This window comes from Cellvibrio sp. PSBB006 (assembly GCF_002162135.1).
Lineage (GTDB): Bacteria > Pseudomonadota > Gammaproteobacteria > Pseudomonadales > Cellvibrionaceae > Cellvibrio.
In genome coordinates this window covers 1169512-1191379 of the sequence record NZ_CP021382.1, presented here as the reverse complement: position 1 = coordinate 1191379, position 21868 = coordinate 1169512, and the positions used below count along the sequence as shown (strand labels likewise).

Genomic DNA, 21868 nt, shown 5'->3' with positions numbered 1-21868 from the left:
GACGTTGCGGAGTATTGTTCATGCCATTGAGGGTGCTGATTGTCGACGATTCCAATTTCTTCCAACTTCGGTTGAAGGAGATTATTGGTCAGCACCCCGACTTGCAGGTTGTTGGTATTGCCAGCAATGGTCGCGAAGCGGTTGAAAAAGCCGCAGAGTTGCGTCCGGATATCATCACCATGGATTTTGAAATGCCGGTGATGGATGGTGTCACTGCCGTCAAACACATCATGGCTAATCGTCCTGTACCTATCCTGATGTTTTCCTCGTTAACCTATGAAGGTGCGCGCATTACTCTCGATGCGCTCGCGGCAGGGGCGATGGATTTTATTCCCAAGGATTTTGCCGAGGTGTCGCGCAACTCCAGCGCGTTGAAAGAAAAGCTGCACGAACGTTTATTGACATTGGGACGTTCCGCCCATCGCTCCGGAACAAGTTTGCCCAGTACGCCGACGCGTCCACAACCCATCGGGAGTGTTGCACCGGTTGCGCCGATTGCATCACCCAAACCGATAGCGCCGGTGCCGAAAGTTTCCAGCGCGACAGCCGATAATTATCGGTTGAAGAAACCCCCCAAGTTATTGGTGATTGGTGCCTCTACCGGTGGTCCGGTTGCGCTGAGTGAAGTATTGGTTGGCCTGCCGCAAAACTTTCCGTTACCCATCGTGCTGGTTCAGCATATGCCAGAAAATTTTACCAAAGCATTTGCCGAGCGATTAAATCGCCAATGCAAAATTCGCGTGCGCGAAGCGGTGGATGGTGATCTCTTGCAGCCCGGACTTGCCTTGCTTGCACCCGGTGGTAAACAACTGATGTTGGATAAACGCAATGGCGGCTGCGTCAAGATTTTACCCGACGATGATCGCGTTAATTACAAGCCCTCACTGGATATTACCTTCGGCTCTGCCGCCAACACGTATGGCGATAAAGTCCTGGGCGTTGTGTTGACGGGTATGGGGTCTGACGGTTGTAATGGTGCGCGTTTATTGAAACAGGCAGGCTCTTCCATATGGTCACAGGATGAAGCCAGTTGTGTCATTTATGGCATGCCAATGGCGGTGGCCAAAGCGCAGTTAACGGATAAGGTGTTGAGCTTGAAAGACATCGGTCCACGATTGGTACGCGAGGTGATGTAACGTGGACGTGCTCAGTATACTTGGTGTGATCATTGGTTTTGCGGCGTTGATCGGCGGCAATTTTATTGAAGGTGGTTCCATCCAGTCGCTCATCAACGGGCCGGCGGCATTTATTGTTATTGGCGGTACCTTTGGTGCAGCCATGTTGCAAACACCAAAAAACAGCTTGAAGCGTGCCTGGAGAATTTTGCCCTGGGTATTTCGCCCGCCGAATAATCCGTTTAAAGAGGGCATAAGCAAACTGGTACGCTGGGCCCATGCTGCGCGTAAAGAAGGTTTACTTGGATTAGAGCATATTGCCGATTCGGAAAAAGATCGTTTCGCGCGCAAGGGTTTACAGTTGCTGGTCGATGGCAGTGAGCCGGAAGTTATTCGGCGCATCATGGAAGCCGAATTAATTATCGATGAACAGCGCGATCTGGATGCCATCAAGTTTTTTGAAAGCATGGGCGGCTATGCGCCGACGATCGGTATTATCGGCGCGGTGATGGGACTGATTCATGTTATGCGCAACCTGGCAGATCCGGAACAATTGGGGCCGGGTATTGCGGTAGCTTTTGTGGCGACGATTTATGGTGTGGCATTGGCAAATCTTTTATTTATTCCCATCGCCAATAAGTTGCGCATGTGTATCAACGAGCGCTCGCAGTACCGGGAGTTGATGGTCGAAGGCATTATCTCGATTGCTGACGGCGAAAACCCGCGTTCAATTGAACTGAAACTTAATGGCTATTTACACTGAGCTGTCAGCACGGGGCAGGTAAACGGGGCAGGAAAAAATGGTACGCCGCAAACACGCCGAGGTACATGTTAATCAGGAGCGCTGGCTGGTTTCATACGCCGATTTCATTACGCTGTTGTTTGCGTTTTTTGTGGTGATGTATTCCATATCCCAAGTCAACCAGAGTAAATACCGCGTCCTGTCTGAAACCTTTGAACACGCGTTTAATTCGCGCCAGATTACGACCGATACCACATCCAGCAATCCCATCGAGAAAATTATCAATCCTATCCAGGTGGGCGAGCCGGCGTTGAGTCCCGACCCCAGTGCCATTGATGTTGAGCAGGAAAGCGCTGGTGACGCGGCGTCGACGTCATCCGGTCAACTCCAGGAAATATCCGCGTTGGTTAACGAACGCTTTGCCGATTTGATTAACGACGAATTGGTGTCGGTATCCAGCAATGAGTTATGGTTGCAAATCGAACTCAAGGACAGCATTTTATTTGCGTCCGGCGGTACCGATCTCAGTTTGCAAGCCCAGGCAATCTTCGACGAGATCGCCGGTATTCTTAAAGGTTATTCCAACCCGATTCAGGTAGAAGGCTACACCGACAACATTCCTATCAATAACCCGCGTTACCCGAGCAATTGGGAATTGTCCTCCGCCCGCGCCAGCGCCATCGTAAAATTATTAGCGGCGCGCGGTGTAGCGCCGCAACGGCTTTCGGCAGTCGGCTTCGGAGAATTTCAACCGGTAGCAAGCAATGAACACCCGGCTGGCCGCGCACAAAATCGCCGCGTAGCCCTGATGATTGCGCGGCGCAAGATTGAGCGACCGGGCGCGCCTGTTGACCAACAACTTGAACGTGCGCGGGAAATGTCGTCCCCGGCAATTGTCGAACCTTTACGCCGTGTTGTTGAAGAGAAAGACAATCAAGCGGCGCAACAGGGTCTCGATTAATGTTCAGCATTTTTACAAAAGTTGCCGTGATGACTGCATTTAACGGGCAACGGCATAGTCTTTGCTTTGCTGTATGATGAGACGGAAAACGAACAACGATTGACGTTGACGAGGATCATTCAGCTTGCGCGTGTTAACCATAGCCAATCAAAAAGGTGGTGTCGGTAAGACCACAACCACAGTGGCGCTCGGCGGTTTGGCTGCGGAGCAGGGCCATCGTGTGCTTTTGCTGGATCTGGACCCTCATGGCTCGTTAAGCAGTTATTTTCGTCAAGATCCTGACACTATTGAACGCAGTACATTTACGTTATTTCAGGAGCGCAACAATTTATCCTCTGCGCTGGTGAAATCCCTGATTCAATCTACCGAATTTTCCAATATCGATATCCTGCCGTCTGCCACCGCATTGGCTACACTGGAACGCCAGGCAATTGGCCACGATGGGATGGGGCTGGTGCTCTCCCGATCCCTGGCCCAAGTTTACGATGACTATGACTTGGCCGTGATTGATACCCCGCCATTGTTGGGCGTGTTGATGGTCAATGCCCTGGCTGCTTGTCAGCATCTGGTGATTCCGGTGCAAACCGAATTTCTTGCGCTCAAAGGGTTGGAGCGGATGGTGAACACCTTGAATATGATGGGCAAATCCCGCAAGAAAGCGCTCGATTATTCCATTGTTCCAGTGATGTACGACCGTCGTACCCAGGCGTCGGTCACCAGCTTGCGGACGATTCGCAATAACTATCCCGATCAGGTGTGGGCAGGTCACGTTCCCGTCGATACAAAATTCCGTGATGCCAGTAAAGCCGGTATGCCGCCGCATTTATTTGACCCGACGACCCGTGGCGTTGAAGCATATCGCTCGCTCTATAAATGGTTGCAGCAAAAATGGTTCACTGGCGACTCCACGCCCGTAAGTCCTGAGCTGGTACGGCGAGGTGCCTGATGAGCGATAAATATTCGCCTCAGGAGGCGCTGCAACACTATTTTGATGATCTGTTAGCCGGTGAAGAGAATCCGGTAACTCGCTATGCGGACCCGGATCTTGTTCAACAACAAAAACTGGAGAAACTGCTTCAGAGCGCGCGGCCACAGGTTGTCGCTCCTCCTGAACCTGTTCCGATTGCACCTGTTGCTGAAATTCAGGAGTGGGAGATAGAGCCTTCTCCCACGGAGCCCGCGATTTCTGCGGCCCTTGATATTGTGCCGGAACATACTGATCCCGATGTGAGCAGCGGCAGCCCGGAAGAAAGCCACTATACTGTAGAAGAATTGACGTGGGCGGAAAACGGCAGACCTCAGTGGGCGCAGAAAGATTTTGATGTCCTGTTGTTTCAGGTATCCGGATTAACACTGGCCGTACCTTTGATAGCTTTGGGACAAATCCAGCCGCTGACAGATGAATTAACGCCGCTGTTCGGTCAGGCTGACTGGTTTATGGGGTTATTGCCGACCCCGGCCGGCAAGATTCGTACGGTTAATACCGCCAAATTCGTCATGCCCGAACGGTACGATGAGAATTTTCTAAAAACAGCGAAGTATGTAATTTCCATTGATGGTGTGCCTTGGGGATTAGCGGTCGATTCGGTCAATCAACCCATCACCCTCAAGCCCACGGATGTCAAATGGCGCTCCGAGCGCACAAAGCGACCCTGGCTGGCGGGAACGGTTAAGGATCACATGTGCGCTTTGCTGGATATTCCGATGATCGGGCAGTTATTGATTGATGCTGACCGGAATTCAACCAAAGGCCGGCGTTCGATCCGCGCCCACTGACAGGGCTTTGACGAGATGGCTCATGTGAATGGATAGTGGCATAAAAATCTTCATTGGCTATAGTCTATGACAGGTAAGCGCGGCAAGGGGCCGCGATAAGAGGACAACACGATGGCAACCAATACCGTAATTAACAAAAGCACCGACGATCCGGTGCTGCAATGGGTCACCTTTCGGCTCGATGGTGAAACCTATGGCATCAACGTGATGCAAGTGCAGGAAGTCCTGCGTTACTCCGAGATAGCACCAGTGCCCGGCGCGCCTTCTTATGTGCTGGGCATCATCAACTTACGTGGCAATGTCGTGACCGTTATCGACACGCGTCATCGTTTTAATTTGCAAGGTGGTGAAATTACCGACAATACCCGGATCGTGATCATCGAAACCGATAAACACGTGATCGGCATATTGGTGGATAGCGTGGCGGAAGTGGTTTACCTGCGCCAATCAGAGATTGAGATGGCCCCGAATGTGGGTAATGAAGAAAGCGCCAAATTTATCCAGGGTGTATGCCATAAGAATGACGAACTCTTGATCCTGATTGATCTGAACAAGCTGCTCAGTGGCGAAGAATGGTCTGAACTGGAAGATCTGTAATCAGGATGTTCAGGCGTTGGGAGGCATGGGCCGAATGGTGATATCAATAGTCGAAGCAGGATTGATCCTGAGTCTGGTCTTAAGCCTTATTGCGCTCGCGCTGACTTTTTACAATCTTACCCGTTTGCGTAAGCAGGCCGAGGCAGCAGAAAAGCTCTATCAACGTATGTTGCGCGATATCTCCATTGCCAACACCGGTTCGGTCGGCATGGGTCAGCGCTTGCTGGCCATGGAAAAGCGCCTGCAGAGTGAAGCGCAAAAGCCTTCCCAAACGGATTACGTAAAAGACGAGGAGTTCCAACCCTACACAGACGCTGCACAACTCTTCAAGATGGGGTTGAGCAGCGAAGAAGTTGCTCGCCGCTGCGGCCTTTCCCGCGCCGAAGCCTCCCTTATGGAAATGATGCAAAAAGCCTCCCGCTAACCCCGACAAAACAATTCCTGACCACCCCACCAAACCATCCGTCCACAACCCCCGCCAAACCCGCGAGAAGCGGCCTTAAGCGCTTGATCTGCAAGGGTGGATCTGCTAGCCTGCGCCGCTTGCTGGAACATGTGTAAATCGTCAAACATTCACCCATTACTGGCAGTGACATTGAGCGGCTGGCGCCAGCTCTCAGGCCCTCAGTGTCTATCATCAACTGGCCCGTACATCTGGCAGTACGGTAATCGCAGGGTTTGGCCGTTTATAGCCATATAAATAGCGGACTCTGGGTCATTTAATAGGTACATCCATGAGCATGAGCGAAAGTTTTGCTGAGTTATTTGAAGAGAGTTTAAAGACCGTCGATATGGTGCCGGGCACCATCGTAACCGGTGTAGTGATTGACATCGACAAGGACTGGGTGACTGTTCACGCCGGCCTCAAGTCAGAAGGCGTTATCCCCGCCGAGCAGTTCCGCAACGAATTAGGCGAGCTTAACCTGCAAATCGGTGACGAAGTTCAGGTTGCTCTGGAAAGTGTAGAAGACGGTTTCGGTGAAACCCGTCTGTCCCGTGAAAAAGCCAAACGCGCTGAAGCCTGGAAAATCCTCGAAGCTGCACATACTGCTGACGAAGTTATCAAGGGCGTTATCAATGGCAAGGTCAAAGGTGGTTTCACCGTTGACGTGGCCAGCATCCGTGCCTTCCTTCCGGGTTCCTTGGTAGATGTTCGCCCAGTGCGCGAAACAACTCACCTCGAAGGTAAAGAACTGGAATTCAAAGTTATCAAGCTGGACCAAAAGCGTAACAACGTTGTTGTTTCTCGCCGTGCTGTTCTGGAACAAGCTAACTCTGCCGAGCGTGATGAGTTGCTGTCCACCCTGCAAGAAGGTCAAGCGGTTAAAGGTATCGTTAAAAACCTCACCGACTACGGTGCATTCGTGGATCTGGGTGGTGTAGACGGCCTGTTGCACATCACCGACATGGCGTGGAAGCGTATCAAGCATCCAGGCGAGATCGTGAACGTTGGTGACGAGATTGACGTTAAAGTATTGAAATTCGACCGCGAACGTAACCGTGTATCTTTGGGCCTCAAGCAATTGGGCGAAGATCCATGGATTCAAATCACCAAGCGTTACCCGGAAGGCGCACGCGTTAAAGCCAAGGTTACTAACCTGACCGATTACGGCTGTTTCGCTGAGCTGGAAGAGGGCGTTGAAGGTTTGATCCACGTTTCAGAAATGGATTGGACCAATAAGAACATCCACCCATCCAAAGTTGTTCAACTGGGTGATGAAATCGAAGTTATGGTTCTGGACATCGACGAAGAACGTCGTCGTATCTCCCTGGGCCTGAAGCAATGTCAGGAAAACCCATGGGATGCATTTGCCCGTACTTGCGCCAAAGGCGACAAGATCACCGGCAAAATCAAGTCCATCACTGACTTTGGTATCTTCATCGGTCTGGACGGCGGTATCGACGGTCTGGTTCACCTGTCTGACATCTCCTGGCACGAAGCTGGCGAAGAAGCTGTACGCAAGTACAAGAAAGGCGACGAGCTGGAAACTGTTGTGCTGGCCATCGACCCTGAGCGCGAGCGCATTTCCCTGGGTATCAAACAACTGGAAGCCGATCCGTTCTCTGAGTACGTAACCGAGAATGACAAAGGCGCTATCGTTAAAGGTATCGTGAAGGAAGTTGAAGCCAAGGCTGCTGTTATTACCCTGGCGCCGGACGTTGAAGCTGTGTTGAAGGCTTCAGAGCTGAGCCGCGAGAAAGTTGAAGACGCGCGCAATGCACTGAAAGTCGGCGACGAAGTTGAAGCCAAGATTATTGCGGTAGATCGCAAGAATCGCAGCATCAGCCTGTCAGTCAAGTCGAAAGATGTTGATGATGAAAAATCAGCGATCAAAGAGCACAGCAACAAGCAATCTGAACAAGCTTCACCGACCACACTGGGTGACTTGATCAAAGCGCAAATGCAAAGCAAAGAGTAATCTTTGATGACACAATGGCTGCCAAATGGCAGCCATTGTTGTTATATACCCCGCTTATGTAACACCCTATTAATAAAAAACCTTTAATTTTTATAGAGTTAGCGAGATTTTTACGCTATAAAGTAAGTGATTGACCACGCAGTAAGTTTTGCCTGATTTTATCTTCCATAGAGCACAGGCCATGACCAAATCTGAACTTATAGAATATATCACTGAAAAGCAGAACCAACTGCCTATGCGCGATGTTGAGCTGGCAGTCAAATTGTTACTCGAATACATGTCGGACATCCTGGCGTCTGGCGAACGAATTGAAATTCGGGGTTTTGGCAGCTTTTCGCTCCATTACCGCGCGCCGCGAATGGGTCGTAACCCCAAGACGGGCGAATCCGTGATGCTTGAAGGCAAGTATGTTCCGCACTTCAAGCCAGGCAAAGAAATGCGTGATCGTGTTAATGAAAGTATTCAACACTAGGTTTGAATCAGGTTTTCAAAAAACGGCATGCTCCAGGAGTATGCCGTTTTTTTATTTATGACCGTTTGTTATTAACCTCTCTGGCTGTAACTGTTGTGAATTCCACGGAGTAAAATGATGACGCAAGGGCTTGGTTTATCGCTCATATTGCTTCTCGCCGTGGCAGCAGGTTTTTTGCTTGGCTGGCGGTTTAATCAAAAACGCAGTAATGCCTTTAAACAAACCTTTGCCCATAGCTATTACCGCGGCATGAGTTATTTGCTCAATGAGCAAATGGACAACTCCGTTGATAAATTTATTGATTCCCTTGAAGTCACCGGAGAAACACTGGAGATCCATCTGGCACTTGGCAACATGATGCGCAGAAAAGGTGAGGCAGCCAAAGCAATTAAGATCCATCAAAATGTGTTGGAGCGTCGAGGACTTACCAGTAAACAGCACCACGAAGCACAACTGGAGCTTGCCAGGGATTATGTCAGTGCGGGGCTGCTTGATAGGGCGGAGAGCTTGTTTCAGGAATTAATTGAACTGGATTCCTTTTACAAATCGCAAGCGTTGGAACAACTCGTCGAGATCTATCAGGACGAAAAAGAATGGGATAAGGCTATTCAATCAGCCAATATGTTATCCCGCTTAAAAGGCGATAAAGAGCCGCGGGAATTGATCGTGGCGAAAGCCCATTTTTGTTGTGAGCTGGCGCTTCAGGATATCGAAAGAAACGATTTTGAATCGGCAACACAACACCTGCAACAAGCTGTGGCTTTCGATAAAAATTCAGTGCGTGCAAGTTTGATTAACGCCGAGTTGGCTTATCGCAATAGCGACTATGAAACTGCCTTGGCGTTGTTAAAAATGATTCCCCAGCAAGACCCGGAGCGCATTAATATTACACTTCCGTTATTGTGTGATGTGTACGAAAAGCTGGGTGATAGTGACGGACTGCAAGAAACCTTAAAAGAGTGGTTGGAACGTTACCCAACCAACCAACTCGTTATACGGCTTGCCGATAAGATACGCGCGACCCGAGATGACTATGCGGCAGCGGATTTTATTGCGGAGCAATTGAAAAGAAAGCCTTCAATCAAGGCGCTGAACCGTTTGGTGGAATTGCACCTGCTGCATTCCGAAGGTAAAGCGAAAGAAAACTTACAGCTATTGAAACAGTTGGTTGATAAGGTCATCGCCGAAAAACCGGCCTACCACTGTGTAAAATGCGGTTTTTCCGGAGCGCACCTGCATTGGCTTTGCCCTGGATGTAAAACCTGGGGCAGCGTCAAAATCATCAAGGGCGTCGCTGGCGAATAACAGACGAGTCCGGGTTTTGGGTTTTTGGCCCGTTTTTTGTTTGCCCAATGGTTGGCAATCCTTTTTATTATGCAGCGAAGGAGTTTATCCGCATGAAAGTAACAGTATTTGGTATTGGCTACGTAGGGCTTGTACAGGGGGCAGTGCTGGCGGAAGTAGGGCATCAGGTCATGTGTATCGATGTTGATGCCGACAAGGTGGAACGCCTCAAATTGGGTCAAATTCCTATCTTCGAACCCGGTCTGGAATCACTGGTTAAAGAAAACCATGCCGCCGGCCGTTTAAGCTTCACCACAGATGCTGCCGAAGGCGTCAAACACGGCGAAGTCCAATTCATTGCGGTAGGCACCCCCCCGGATGAAGACGGCTCTGCCGATCTTAAATATGTATTGTCGGTTGCTTCAACCATCGCCGAGCATATGGAATCCCATCAAGTCGTTATCGACAAGTCCACCGTGCCGGTCGGCACAGCAGACAAAGTCAAAGCCAGAATTACTGAAGTACTCACCCAGCGTGGCCGCAACGATCTGACCTTCGATGTTGTCTCCAATCCGGAGTTCTTGAAAGAGGGCTCAGCTGTTGCGGATTGTATGCGCCCGGAGCGCATTATTATTGGCACGAGCAGTGAGCACGCCGAAGAAATGATGCGTGAACTCTACGCGCCTTTCAGTCGCAACCATGACAAGGTCATCGTGATGGATGTGCGCAGCGCCGAGCTGACCAAATACGCCGCCAACTGCATGCTGGCCACCAAGATCAGCTTTATGAACGAAATGGCCAACCTCGCAGAAATACTCGGTGCGGATATTGAAGCGGTTCGCCAGGGCATTGGTAGTGATTCGCGCATCGGCTATCACTTTATCTACCCGGGCGTTGGTTACGGTGGCTCCTGCTTCCCCAAAGATGTTCAGGCGTTAATTAAAACCGCAGATCAAATCGACTTTGATGCGAAGGTTTTAAAAGCCGTTGAATCAAGAAACAACGAACAAAAAACGACGCTCTTCAAAAAAATCGACAAACACTTCAATGGCGACCTCAAAGGTAAAACCTTTGCGATCTGGGGCCTTTCCTTCAAGCCCAATACCGACGACATGCGTGAAGCCCCGTCGCGCGTATTGATGGAAGCTCTCTGGAAGGCCGGTGCAAACGTGCAGGCGTATGATCCTGAAGCCATGGAAGAGACTCAGCGCATTTACGGGAATCGTGAAGACTTAACCCTTTGCGGCACCAAAGAGGGCACGTTAAAAGGCGCGGATGCTTTGGTAATTGTGACGGAATGGCAAACTTTCCGTGCACCGGATTTTGATGCAATTAAAAAGATGCTATCAGAGCCGGTTGTGTTTGACGGGCGGAATATGTACGAGCCGAAGCGAATGATTAAAAAAGGTTTTACTTATTATTCGGTAGGCAGGAGTTAATGAAGCTGCTTGTTACGGGGGGAGCCGGCTTTATCGGCTCCGCTGTTGTGCGCCATATTATTACTAATACGCAAGACACCGTTGTTAACGTCGATAAGCTGACCTATGCGGGTAACCTGGAATCGCTGGCGGATGTATCCTCCAGCGATCGTTATTTTTTTGAGCAGGTAGATATCTGTAATAAGGCTGAGTTGGTGCGTGTTTTTAAACACTATCAGCCTGATCGAATTATGCACCTGGCCGCTGAAAGCCATGTTGATCGTTCAATTGACGGCCCGTCTGCATTTATTGAAACCAATATCATTGGTACCTATAACTTGTTGGAAATAGCCAAAGATTATTGGAAGTCTCTTGATGAGACACGCCAGAGCAATTTCCGTTTTCATCACATCTCCACCGATGAAGTGTATGGTGATCTCGAAGGTCCGGGTGACCTGTTTACCGAAGAAACGCCTTATGCACCCAGCTCACCTTATTCAGCAAGCAAAGCCAGTTCGGACCATCTTGTCCGCGCCTGGCGGCGGACTTATGGCTTACCGACACTTGTTACCAATTGTTCAAATAATTATGGCCCCTATCACTTTCCTGAAAAGTTGATTCCGCTGGTCATTCTGAACGCACTGGAAGGCAAGCCGTTACCGGTATATGGCAAAGGCAACCAGATCCGTGATTGGTTATTTGTAGAAGACCATGCACGAGCGCTTTACAAAGTAGTAACAGAAGGTCGGGTGGGTGAGACCTATAATATTGGCGGCCACAACGAAAAACAAAACATTGAAGTGGTTACGATTATTTGTGAACTGCTGAATGAGATGCGCGCCCCAGCTGACAATGGCCTATACATTGAGTCTTATAAAGAACTGATTACCTTTGTCGAGGATCGGCCTGGCCACGACATCCGTTACGCAATTGACGCAAGCAAAATTAAGCGCGAGCTTGGTTGGGTGCCGGAAGAGACATTTGAGTCCGGTATTCGCAAAACGGTTCTGTGGTATCTGGATAATCTCACATGGGCGCACAGGGTGCAGGATGGCAGCTATCAGCGTGGAGCGCCCCAGTATTCACCAACAGAGAAAGCTCAGGACGTTTATGAAGGGCATCATTCTCGCAGGGGGTAGCGGGACTCGGCTATACCCCATTACCAGAGTCATTTCAAAACAGCTGCTACCCATTTACGACAAGCCGATGATTTATTATCCGTTGTCGGTGCTCATGTTGGCTGGGATAAAAGACATACTCATTATCACCACCCTGGAAGACTCCGACTGCTTTCGCCGTTTGCTGGGCAACGGCGATCATTTTGGCATACAGCTCAGCTATGCCGTACAACCCAGCCCGGATGGTCTTGCCCAGGCGTTTATTATTGGGGAAGCGTTTATCGGTACAGACAATGTCTGCCTGGTGCTGGGTGACAATATCTATTACGGCCACGGCCTTACACAATGTTTGCAGGCAGCTGCTGCGCGTAAGAGTGGCGCCACTATTTTCGGTTATCACGTACACGATCCGGAACGTTTCGGTGTGGTGGAGTTCGATGCGCAAATGCGAGTGATTTCAATCGAAGAGAAACCCGCGCACCCGAAGTCCAGTTACGCCGTTACTGGTCTGTATTTTTACGATAATGACGTTATCGATATTGCCAAAGCTATCAAACCTTCCCAGCGCGGCGAACTGGAAATTACCTGTGTTAACAACGCTTATCTTGAGCGCGGCGACTTAAACGTGGAGCTTCTCGGTCGCGGTTATGCCTGGCTTGATACCGGCACGCATCAAAGCTTGCTTGAAGCAGGGCACTTCGTGCAAACCATCGAACATCGACAAGGGTTAAAAGTTGCCTGCCTGGAAGAAATCGCCTTTATGAATAAATGGATCAGTAAAGAACAATTGATCCGCACTGGCGAAGCACTTGCGAAAACCAGCTATGGAAGCTATTTGTTGAGAGTGGCAGAGCAAGCAAAACCATGAAGATTTTAGTCACTGGTGCTAATGGTCAGATAGGCCATTGCTTACAACAGCAGCTTGGTCAGAAAAACTGGGCATTCTCGGCGTTCACGCGCGCCGAGCTAGACATCACAGATCCGCAAGCAGTAAGCCAGATTGTGCAAAGGCTTCGTCCGGACATCATCATCAACGCCGCCGCTTACACGGCTGTAGATAAGGCAGAGCAGGAGCAAGCGCTGGCCTACGCCGTAAATCGCAATGGCCCTACCAACCTTGCCCACGCGGCAAAAGGCGTTAATGCCGCCATCTTCCACATATCCACGGATTATGTATTTTCAGGGGACGCTACAGGTGCGTACACAGAGGATGCGCCTACCAACCCTCAATGCGTGTATGGCCAAAGTAAGCTGGCAGGTGAGTTGGCTGTTACCGCTGTTAACGACAAGCATATTATCTTGCGTACCGCCTGGGTGTTCGGTGAGCACGGGAATAACTTTGTCAAAACCATGATCCGCCTGGGCAAGATAAAGGACGTTCTCAATATTGTGGCCGACCAGGAAGGCAGCCCTACATACGCTGATGATATTGCAAAAGTATTATTGGTCGTAGCGCAGCATTATTCCGAAGGAAAGCCAACACCTTGGGGTACTTACCACTACTCGGGCCAGCCCTATGTAAGTTGGTATGGTTTTGCCAGGGAAGTTTTTACAGAAGTAGAGCAGGCTGGGTTATACGTGAAGCCTGTTCCCCAGCTCAATGCGATTACCACTGCCGAATACCCGACGCCAGCAAAACGTCCTGCCAACTCCAAATTGGATTGCAAAAAAATTGAGCAAGCATTTGGTGTGGCACCCAGCGATTGGCGGTCGGCTTTAAAAAATATCAGCGCTTTTGTCGAGTGAAGGCATTCAATGAACGTTGTCTCTACAGCCATTCCTGATGTAAAAATCTTTGAACCCAAGGTGTTTGGCGACAGCCGTGGTTTCTTTTTAGAGAGTTTTAATCAAAAAGCGTTTGAAGAGGCTACCGGCCTTAAGCGTTACTTCGTGCAGGATAACCATTCAAAATCAAGCCGTGGTGTACTGCGCGGTCTGCACTACCAACTACCTCCCATGGAGCAGGGCAAGTTAGTGAGGGTAATACAGGGTGAGGTTTTTGATGTAGCTGTTGATATACGAAAATCATCGCCAACCTTTGGCCAATGGGTGGGGGTACACCTTTCTGCGGAGAATAAGCGCCAACTGTGGATACCTGAAGGTTTTGCCCACGGTTTTTTAACGCTCAGTGACACGGCTGAATTCTTATATAAAACCACGAATTATTATTCCCCCGAGCACGAAGAAGCGATTGTCTGGAATGATCCTGATTTGAACATTCAATGGCCTCAGGTGGGTGCCGTTATCCTTTCGGCGAAGGATGAAAAGGCAAAGCGATTCAGCGATATCTTGTAAAAGCTTTCTGGTTGAACATTTATCCATTACTTTCAATACACACTTACCCCTCTACAAACTTATTGAAACACCCTTTGCAAAAGGCTACCATGTGCGTTCATCGCATGAACGCACATGGTAGCTATGCTGACTGACGAATACCGTTACAAAATCCTTAAGCTTCTCTCCGAGAATCCGCACATCAGCCAGCGGGAGCTCTCCCGTGAACTGGGCATCAGCTTGGGAAAGGTTAATTACTGCATACACGCCCTGATAGAAAAGGGCATTGTAAAAGCAAGCAACTTTAAAAATAGCCAAAATAAGCAGGCGTATGCTTATTTGTTGACGCCTAAGGGTATAGAGGATAAAGCTAAAGTGACCGCCAGGTTTCTCAACCGCAAACTGGCAGAATATGAAACGCTGCAAACTGAGATTGAAGTTCTGCGACGTGAGGTGCTTATTGTTGATGCTTCTAATGCCGGTTAATTAACGGGCGTATTGCTGAAAAGAGAATCAGTATGAAAATTAATATATCTAGTACTGGTTGTGTTGGTTTGATGCACGGCTGTATCCGCTGTTATAGAGGCTGGCTGAAATAAATTAGTCAGTTCATTAAGCCATAAAAAAGAATATCTGGGCTCATACTTGTTCATGTGACTTGAGCAAAATTTTTTCTTGAAAGTATTGTTAATGCTGAATAATAAATTTTTGAATGAGTACTCAGCCAGAATTTTAAGTGCTGGCCTTAAGCTTGGTGGGTTGGCGGGGAAGCTCGTGTTGATTTTCTTTATGGCAAATTTTCTTGCTCCCGAAGCAGTGGGACTTTATGGGCTGGTTCTGGCTACTGTTACATTTATGACATATGTTGTTGGTTTTGACTACTATAAATATTCTACGAGAGAAGTAATAACCTGTGAAGTTTCTGAAAGATTTCCAGTTATTCGCGATAGTTATGTTTTATATGCCATGATGTTTGTCATTCTTTCTCCGTTAATTGCGTTTTTTTTTAAATATGGAACTCTTCCTTGGAATGTTTTTCCTTGGTTGATAGTTATTCTATTCGTAGAACATTTTAGCCAAGAAGCCAATCGTTTCTTGATAGCTCTTCGAATGCAATTGTTTGCAAGTTTGGTATTTTTTATTAGGTCAGGCTTTTGGGCTATCATAGCGATATTCTTGATGTTTATGTTCAAAGGTATTAGAACGGTTAATTTCGTTTTTTTTGCATGGGCAGTTGGTGGAGGCCTTTCCTGTATATTTTCACTGATTGTAATTTATTCTTTAAAAAAACATTCACATGTTCGACCTATCAATTGGGGTTGGATGAAAAAGGGGGTAATTGTTGCTGCTCCTTTTTTGTTGGCTACGGTTGCACTCAGAAGCACATTAGCTTTTGATAAGTATGCTGTTGATTATATGGGTGGGGCTGAGGTTCTTGCAGCGTATGTATTTTTCTTTGGTGTGTCGAGCACTATTATTTCTATAGTTGACTCTCTGGTTTTTATGTTTGTTTACCCGGATCTTGTTCGCCTTTACAAAGATCGAGAATTTAATCTTTTTAAGGCTGCATATAAAAAAATGTTGTTGCAATGTATTATGGCATCAATTTCTTTAGCGGTGTTTATAGGTATGGCTTTAACCTTTCTGGTGGAAGGTCTGAGTTATGAAAGCTACAGCAATCATATTATATTTTTATACCTTTCGCTTTTGGCGATGATATTGTTTTGCATAAGCATGGTCCCTCATTATGCTTTATATGCCATGAATAGAGACAGGGATATTATAATAAATCATATTTTCGGTTTCTTTGTCTTCTGTTTTTTTGTTGCGATAGTTATCGTATTTGGAAATTTTTATCAAATACCATTAGCGCTTGTTTTTTCGTTTTCTTATATGGCGGTATCGAAATTTCTTATATTAAAGAAAAAAGAATCGCTAGTATTCTAGATAAGAGGTGGGTATGAGGCTTAAGGTTTTTATATGGGGATGCTACTGGCAGGGAAATTTTGGCGATGACCTTATGGCGGTGATTATTGGAAGAAAAATAAAATCTATGGGGCATGACGTGGTTGTCTTCAGATTGCCAGCTGAGTTGGCAATTAAATACGAATTAACATCTGTATCTTCTGCGATAGAGGGGGTTTCGAGTGCTGATGTTGTTGTTTTGGGGGGTGGGGCTTTTCTCAAAGAATCAGTAGGGCTTCTTAGAAGGCTAATTTCAAAAGCTAGTGTAGAAATAGAAAATGAGATATCTGTTCTTGCTAATCTAATTGAGAGCAAAGGAACTCCTGTGATTTCAGTATCTATTGGATCTGATGGAGTTTCTTCTTTTTCTGATGTGGCCCCGAGCAGGAAAAAAATAATAACGAGTAAGAATTTTATAGGTGGTACATACCGACTTCCATCTGATGAGTTGTTTTTTAATCACACATCCGTTTCGGGGCGTATGAAGCACTATCCTGATGTGTTGTTCGGAACATATGAATCTGATGTTTTAAGCAAGCCCGTAGAGAGTAAGTTATCGAGTAAAAAGAGATGTATTGGTGTTAATGTTTCACATAGGCATTCTGACCTTGCAAAAGAGCTGGTTAGATGGTCTAAGAAGGAGGGTGTAGATATTGATTTTGTTCTTACTCATTCTGTCGAAAGCGGTATAAATTCTGAATATGGAAGTAGAGGGGCGTTGGAAGGGAATGTGTTTAGAAATTATGATCCTGTTAAATTTGCTCTCGAATTGGATAAGTACGATGCCATTATTTCGGTTAAGTTACATCTTGGGCTGGTTTCTTTAATGCGAGGCTGTAAATTTTTTACATATAATCCAAGAGGTAAAACACGTAACCAATTAAATGAGATTGGATTGTCCAAGTATTTGGATACGGCTAGCTCGCCAAAAGAGTATGTACAGCAACTGAGTTCTTGGCTTGAGGCTCCATATCAGCTCTCATCTGAAAAGAAAGATATCTTGGTGGAGGGGGCTCTTGCGCAATTTTCATACATTGAACATTTGCTTGGTCTTGTGGGAAAGTCGGGGTAAGTATGCATGCCCATAGAGCGATAATTTATGTTATATAGTGCCGTAGCGGTTATCATAAGCTTTGTCTTGGTTTTTTTTTCATTGCGGCGCAGGCTGATCGGTGCTTCGTTTTTACCGCTATTTTATGGGGCGGTATCCTTATATACGATCATCTCGACACTGATTTTTAGTTTTGGTCAAGATGTTCCTTTTGATTTCTTTAATCGAACTGACGTGATGTATATCAAAGAGTCGGTACGCATATTCTCTTACGCTGCTTTAGTATATTCTGTGGGGCTTTTTTTGGGGGGAGGGCTTTTTGCTCGATCTAATCGATATGTAAGTAGCTTTAAAGTTCCACAACTGGACGTGTTATCAAGGCATGTTGGTAGTACGGGTATGTTTCTATTTAGTCTTTTATCCCCGGTCATATTGATAATGTCATTCGGGTTAGGGGCTATATTCTATCGAAATGAATATGCTCCAGCAGATGTTATCGCTGTAGGAATGGTTATAGCGCGTATTAGCCTGCCGATATGCTCTTTTTCTATAGCGCTTATTGCCAATCCTTTCTTAAGGTCTGCTTCGTTCATAATAAACTATGCGGTGCTTCTAGGTATCACTTCTAGGGCTATCCTGTTTGTAATTTTCTTTCATGGATTAGCTATATTTCTCAAAAGAGGAAAGATTGGGTATGGCTATATTTTAATCGCTTTTGTTTTTGCGATTTTTTCATCTGCTGTAGTGCTCCAGTTTAGAATGTACCCAGAGTTGGGCCTTGTTCCTATGCTCTCATATATTTGGGATGGCGAGTTCGATGTAAGCTTTTTGTTATCAGGTATAAATTATGTGCTTACCTATTCATCGTCTTACCTGGGCTTTATGCTGCAGGAGGTGCATTACGACAGCCGCTTATTTTGGATTGCAGTAAACCCGCTTCCGAGTTCTATGATCGATATTGCAGCTGTAATCGAGTTTTCTAGAGTGAGAGCGAACATCCCATACTCAGCCATAGGGGAAGGGTATTTGATGAGTGGGATGGGATTCTACATTTTCTTTTTGATTTTAGGATTCTATTTCGCCTTTGTGGAACAGTTATCTAAGCCTCTACCATTGATATTTAGATTAGCTATAGTTCTGTTCATGGTTATGGTCGCTTTTATGTCGGCTCAATATAATCTCAGGGGCTCAAGCAGGCTTCTATATTATGTGACGATTATATTTATCATAGGATGGTTCGTTGAGTTGTGTCTTCGTTCTTTGAAAAGGAAGGCAAGGGCAGATTTTCACGCAATGCCAGACCATAGTTCCAGTTCTCGTTAAAATCCTCGTCTGAACAGGCTTTTTTATCATCAATTTAGTTTGCGTGAAACTAGATACTTTGAGGTTTAAACATAGGTGAAAAAAATACTAATGATCGGTCCGGTTCCTCCGCCCTACACAGGGCAGTCTGTTTCCTTTCAAAAATTGAAAGCCAGTTTCTGTGAGCAGTCAACTGATCCTATTCGGGTATATCATGTCAACACAGCTCCAAAGGGTAACGAACATGTTACTGGGCTGGTAAGTGCTTCCAGAATTTTGGAGACATTTAATCTGGTTGTTAGAGTAGTGATGATATTGCTTATGAACAATATCAATTCAATGTACTTAACTAAGGGGTCAACAAAGTTTGGTTTTCTTCGGGATCTAATGATTTTGCTTTGCCGGCAGATATTTTCGAGGAAAACTAGATTTGTTGTTCATTTAAAAGGCGGAAATTACGACACTTTCTACTATTCATGTGGGATGTTACTCAAAGTTTTGGTGAGATTCTTTTTGAGAAAAAGTAGCACAATAGTTGTTCTCGGAAACTCACTGGTTAAAATGTATGACTTCATGCCGTCGCTGAGCTCAAAAATAATGGTTGTAGAGAATGCATTAACATTTGATTGTGATTATGTCTCTTCAGGCTTAGAAAAGAACTCTGTAGTTCAAATTTTGTTTCTTTCAAACTTGATTTATTCCAAAGGTTGTTATCACCTTTTGGATGCTGTCAAGATCCTGTTGGATCGAGGTGTTGCTAACTTTAGATTAACATATGCAGGCCAATTTATGGGGAGCCCTGATGACCCTCCTGACTTTGATATAAAAGAAAATTCGCAGTCGTTCACTGAGAGCATTGCAGGGGAGAACTTGAAGGATTATGTGACTTATGTCGGAGTGGTTTCTGGTGATTTTAAAAAGAATCTGCTTCTCAATTCAAAAGTATTTGTGCTGCCTACACGGTATCACGTTGAAGGACAGCCCGTTTCAATAATCGAGGCGATGGCTTATGGTTGTGCAATAGTGACTACCAAGTATCGATCAATACCAGATATAACGGTTGAGAATGAAAATGCGCTTTATGTTGAGTATGGAAGTCCTGAGAGTATTGCAGACTCACTTGAGACTTTTTTAAAGAATAGTGATTTACTTGAGCAATACTCAAAAGCTTCAAGAAAAATTTACGAAACCAGGTTCAAGTGGGAAATTCACCTGGAAAAGATGAAAAAAGCTATTTTTGGTTTTTAAGGTGAATACTATGAAAAAAGCTCTTATTACCGGTATTACAGGGCAGGATGGCTCATATTTAGCCGAATTTCTTTTAGAAAAAGGCTACGAAGTGCATGGGATAAAGCGTCGCGCTTCACTCTTCAATACACAGCGCGTCGATCATATATATGAAGATCCTCACGTAGAGAACCAACATTTTATTCTGCACTATGGTGATCTGACTGATTCATCCAATCTCACACGCATTATTCAGCAAATTCAGCCAGATGAAATTTACAATCTCGGTGCTCAATCTCACGTAGCAGTAAGCTTTGAGTCACCAGAGTACACTGCAGATGTAGATGCCATGGGAGCGCTGCGAATTTTAGAAGCTATTCGTCTGTTGGGACTAGAGAAGAAAACCCGCTTTTATCAAGCGTCCACTTCTGAACTATATGGTTTAGTGCAAGAAGTTCCACAAAAAGAGACTACACCTTTTTATCCTCGATCACCTTATGCTGTGGCCAAACTGTACTCCTACTGGATTACTGTTAACTACCGTGAATCTTACGGAATGTACGCTTGTAACGGAATTTTGTTTAATCATGAATCTCCTCGTCGTGGTGAAACCTTTGTAACGCGTAAAATTACTCGCGGCTTGGCAAATATCGCCCAAGGTTTAGAGAGTTGTTTGTACATGGGTAATATAGATGCACTTCGTGATTGGGGGCACGCCAAGGATTATGTGCGTATGCAGTGGATGATGTTGCAGCAAGATCAAGCAGAAGACTTTGTTATTGCGACAGGCATGCAGTATTCCGTTCGTCAGTTTATTGAGTGGTCAGCGGCTGAGCTGGGCATTACTCTACGATTCGAAGGCAAGGGCGTTGATGAGGTAGCGGTTGTTGCAGCAGTAATGGGTGACGATGCGCCAGCTGTAAAAGTAGGCGATATTATCGTAAAAATTGATCCACGTTACTTCCGACCGGCAGAGGTAGAGACGCTCTTGGGTGACCCGTCTAAAGCCAAACAAAAATTGGGCTGGGAGCCGCATATTACTGCTCAGGAAATGTGTGCTGAAATGGTAGCGGAAGACCTTAAAACCGCCAAGCGTCACGCACTGCTGAAAAAGCATGGTTATGAGTTGCCTATATCGGTGGAGAGCCGGACATGAGTCAATTGAATCAACCCATTTTCGTTGCGGGCCATCGCGGGATGGTGGGCTCTGCGATTGTTCGCAGGTTAGAATCCTTGGGCTATACCAATATTCTTACTTGCTCGCGTACAGAGCTGGATTTGGTTAGCCAGGCTGACGTCAATACTTTCTTCGAAAGAGAAAAGCCCGCACAAGTATATTTAGCTGCGGCAAAAGTCGGAGGAATTCATGCGAATAATGAATACCCCGCTGACTTTATTTACGAAAATTTAATGATCGAAGCAAATATCATAGGTGCTGCGCATCGATCAGGGGTGCAGCAACTACTCTTTCTAGGATCATCTTGCATTTATCCGAAATTCGCAGATCAACCTATGCGAGAAGATGCGTTGCTTACCGGTGTGCTGGAGTCAACCAATGAACCCTATGCCGTAGCAAAGATCGCGGGAATAAAGCTTTGTGAAAGCTACAACCGCCAGTGTGGTCGCGATTATCGTAGCGTGATGCCCACCAATTTGTATGGGCCTAATGACAACTTTCACCCGGAAAACTCTCACGTAATTCCAGCGTTAATTCGTCGTTTTCACGAGGCAGTAATTACGAGTGCCAGCCAAATCGTGATTTGGGGTAGTGGTACTCCTATGCGTGAATTCTTGCACGTAGATGATATGGCTGCGGCAAGTGTTCATGTTATGAATTTGGATAAGGAAGTTTATCAGGCAAATACTCAACCCATGCTTTCCCATATTAATGTGGGCACAGGTGTAGATTGCACTATCCGTGAGCTTGCCGAAACGATTGCTAGCGTTACTGGTTTTAAAGGCGAACTGGTATTTGATAAGACTAAACCCGATGGTACTCCACGTAAACTGATGGACGTTTCACGATTGAAATCGTTGGGCTGGGAGGCAAGTGTGAATTTAAATGATGGCTTGCGTGGCGCTTATCAGTGGTTCCTCGATAATCAAGATAGCTTTAGGACTTAATTGTGGTCCTGATAGCTTTAAT

The 21868-nt window shown here is 46.5% G+C and carries 22 protein-coding genes; all 22 read left to right on the top strand.

What is annotated here, in order from left to right; genetic code table 11:
- The first annotated feature begins 20 nt into the window (after positions 1 to 20).
- The 22 genes from CBR65_RS04935 (at position 21) to CBR65_RS04830 (ending at position 21846) form a co-directional block, all read left to right on the top strand.
- The gene (locus CBR65_RS04935; protein ID WP_087465823.1) at positions 21 to 1136 is read left to right on the top strand and encodes a chemotaxis response regulator protein-glutamate methylesterase; all 1116 of its coding nucleotides are present in this window, start codon (positions 21 to 23) and stop codon (positions 1134 to 1136) included.
- A 1-nt stretch (position 1137) separates the two neighbouring features.
- A complete protein-coding gene (locus tag CBR65_RS04930; protein WP_087465822.1) occupies positions 1138 to 1878 on the top strand; it encodes a flagellar motor protein in 741 nt (246 codons plus the stop codon).
- A 37-nt stretch (positions 1879 to 1915) separates the two neighbouring features.
- Positions 1916 to 2818 carry a flagellar motor protein MotD gene (gene motD / locus CBR65_RS04925; protein ID WP_087465821.1) on the top strand — a complete coding sequence of 301 codons (903 nt, stop codon included), beginning with the start codon at positions 1916 to 1918 and terminating at the stop codon, positions 2816 to 2818.
- A 124-nt stretch (positions 2819 to 2942) separates the two neighbouring features.
- Positions 2943 to 3764, top strand: coding sequence for a ParA family protein (locus CBR65_RS04920; protein WP_087465820.1), 822 nt, complete (start codon positions 2943 to 2945; stop codon positions 3762 to 3764).
- A complete protein-coding gene (locus tag CBR65_RS04915; RefSeq protein ID WP_087465819.1) occupies positions 3764 to 4594 on the top strand; it encodes a chemotaxis protein CheW in 831 nt (276 codons plus the stop codon). The genes CBR65_RS04920 and CBR65_RS04915 overlap by 1 nt, the downstream gene beginning before the upstream one ends.
- 111 nt (positions 4595 to 4705) lie before the next feature.
- A complete protein-coding gene (locus CBR65_RS04910) occupies positions 4706 to 5191 on the top strand; it encodes a chemotaxis protein CheW (RefSeq protein ID WP_087465818.1) in 486 nt (161 codons plus the stop codon).
- 34 nt (positions 5192 to 5225) lie between these two features.
- Positions 5226 to 5615: a DUF2802 domain-containing protein gene (locus CBR65_RS04905; RefSeq protein WP_232461356.1), complete on the top strand. Its 390-nt coding sequence runs from the start codon at positions 5226 to 5228 to the stop codon at positions 5613 to 5615.
- Between the two features lie 316 nt (positions 5616 to 5931).
- Entirely contained in the window at positions 5932 to 7611 is a 1680-nt protein-coding gene (rpsA, locus tag CBR65_RS04900; RefSeq protein WP_087468927.1) for a 30S ribosomal protein S1, read from the top strand.
- A 181-nt stretch (positions 7612 to 7792) separates the two neighbouring features.
- Positions 7793 to 8083, top strand: coding sequence for an integration host factor subunit beta (gene ihfB / locus CBR65_RS04895; RefSeq protein WP_087465817.1), 291 nt, complete (start codon positions 7793 to 7795; stop codon positions 8081 to 8083).
- A 114-nt stretch (positions 8084 to 8197) separates the two neighbouring features.
- Positions 8198 to 9388 carry a lipopolysaccharide assembly protein LapB gene (gene lapB / locus CBR65_RS04890; RefSeq protein ID WP_087465816.1) on the top strand — a complete coding sequence of 397 codons (1191 nt, stop codon included), beginning with the start codon at positions 8198 to 8200 and terminating at the stop codon, positions 9386 to 9388.
- Between the two features lie 92 nt (positions 9389 to 9480).
- Positions 9481 to 10806 carry a UDP-glucose/GDP-mannose dehydrogenase family protein gene (locus CBR65_RS04885; RefSeq protein ID WP_087465815.1) on the top strand — a complete coding sequence of 442 codons (1326 nt, stop codon included), beginning with the start codon at positions 9481 to 9483 and terminating at the stop codon, positions 10804 to 10806.
- Positions 10806 to 11924, top strand: coding sequence for a dTDP-glucose 4,6-dehydratase (rfbB, locus tag CBR65_RS04880; protein WP_087465814.1), 1119 nt, complete (start codon positions 10806 to 10808; stop codon positions 11922 to 11924). The genes CBR65_RS04885 and rfbB overlap by 1 nt, the downstream gene beginning before the upstream one ends.
- Positions 11896 to 12771: a glucose-1-phosphate thymidylyltransferase RfbA gene (gene rfbA, locus CBR65_RS04875; RefSeq protein WP_087465813.1), complete on the top strand. Its 876-nt coding sequence runs from the start codon at positions 11896 to 11898 to the stop codon at positions 12769 to 12771. The genes rfbB and rfbA overlap by 29 nt, the downstream gene beginning before the upstream one ends.
- Entirely contained in the window at positions 12768 to 13649 is an 882-nt protein-coding gene (gene rfbD, locus CBR65_RS04870) for a dTDP-4-dehydrorhamnose reductase (protein WP_087465812.1), read from the top strand. Before rfbA ends, rfbD begins: the two co-directional genes overlap by 4 nt.
- 9 nt (positions 13650 to 13658) lie before the next feature.
- Positions 13659 to 14198, top strand: coding sequence for a dTDP-4-dehydrorhamnose 3,5-epimerase (rfbC, locus tag CBR65_RS04865; protein ID WP_087465811.1), 540 nt, complete (start codon positions 13659 to 13661; stop codon positions 14196 to 14198).
- Between the two features lie 114 nt (positions 14199 to 14312).
- A complete protein-coding gene (locus tag CBR65_RS04860; RefSeq protein WP_232461355.1) occupies positions 14313 to 14663 on the top strand; it encodes a MarR family EPS-associated transcriptional regulator in 351 nt (116 codons plus the stop codon).
- Positions 14664 to 14867: 204 nt separating this feature from the next.
- Positions 14868 to 16124: a hypothetical protein gene (locus CBR65_RS04855; RefSeq protein WP_087465810.1), complete on the top strand. Its 1257-nt coding sequence runs from the start codon at positions 14868 to 14870 to the stop codon at positions 16122 to 16124.
- A gap of 13 nt (positions 16125 to 16137) precedes the next feature.
- On the top strand, positions 16138 to 17214 hold the full coding sequence (locus CBR65_RS04850) for a polysaccharide pyruvyl transferase family protein (protein ID WP_087465809.1): 1077 nt from the start codon (positions 16138 to 16140) through the stop codon (positions 17212 to 17214).
- A gap of 27 nt (positions 17215 to 17241) precedes the next feature.
- The gene (locus tag CBR65_RS04845; protein ID WP_087465808.1) at positions 17242 to 18516 is read left to right on the top strand and encodes a hypothetical protein; all 1275 of its coding nucleotides are present in this window, start codon (positions 17242 to 17244) and stop codon (positions 18514 to 18516) included.
- Positions 18517 to 18591: 75 nt separating this feature from the next.
- Positions 18592 to 19743, top strand: a complete 1152-nt coding sequence (locus tag CBR65_RS04840; RefSeq protein WP_087465807.1) for a glycosyltransferase family 4 protein — start codon at positions 18592 to 18594, stop codon at positions 19741 to 19743.
- 10 nt (positions 19744 to 19753) lie between these two features.
- Complete coding sequence (gene gmd, locus CBR65_RS04835) at positions 19754 to 20878, top strand: GDP-mannose 4,6-dehydratase (RefSeq protein WP_087465806.1); 1125 nt, start codon at positions 19754 to 19756, stop codon at positions 20876 to 20878.
- Positions 20875 to 21846, top strand: a complete 972-nt coding sequence (locus CBR65_RS04830; protein WP_087465805.1) for a GDP-L-fucose synthase — start codon at positions 20875 to 20877, stop codon at positions 21844 to 21846. Before gmd ends, CBR65_RS04830 begins: the two co-directional genes overlap by 4 nt.
- Positions 21847 to 21868 lie beyond the last annotated feature (22 nt).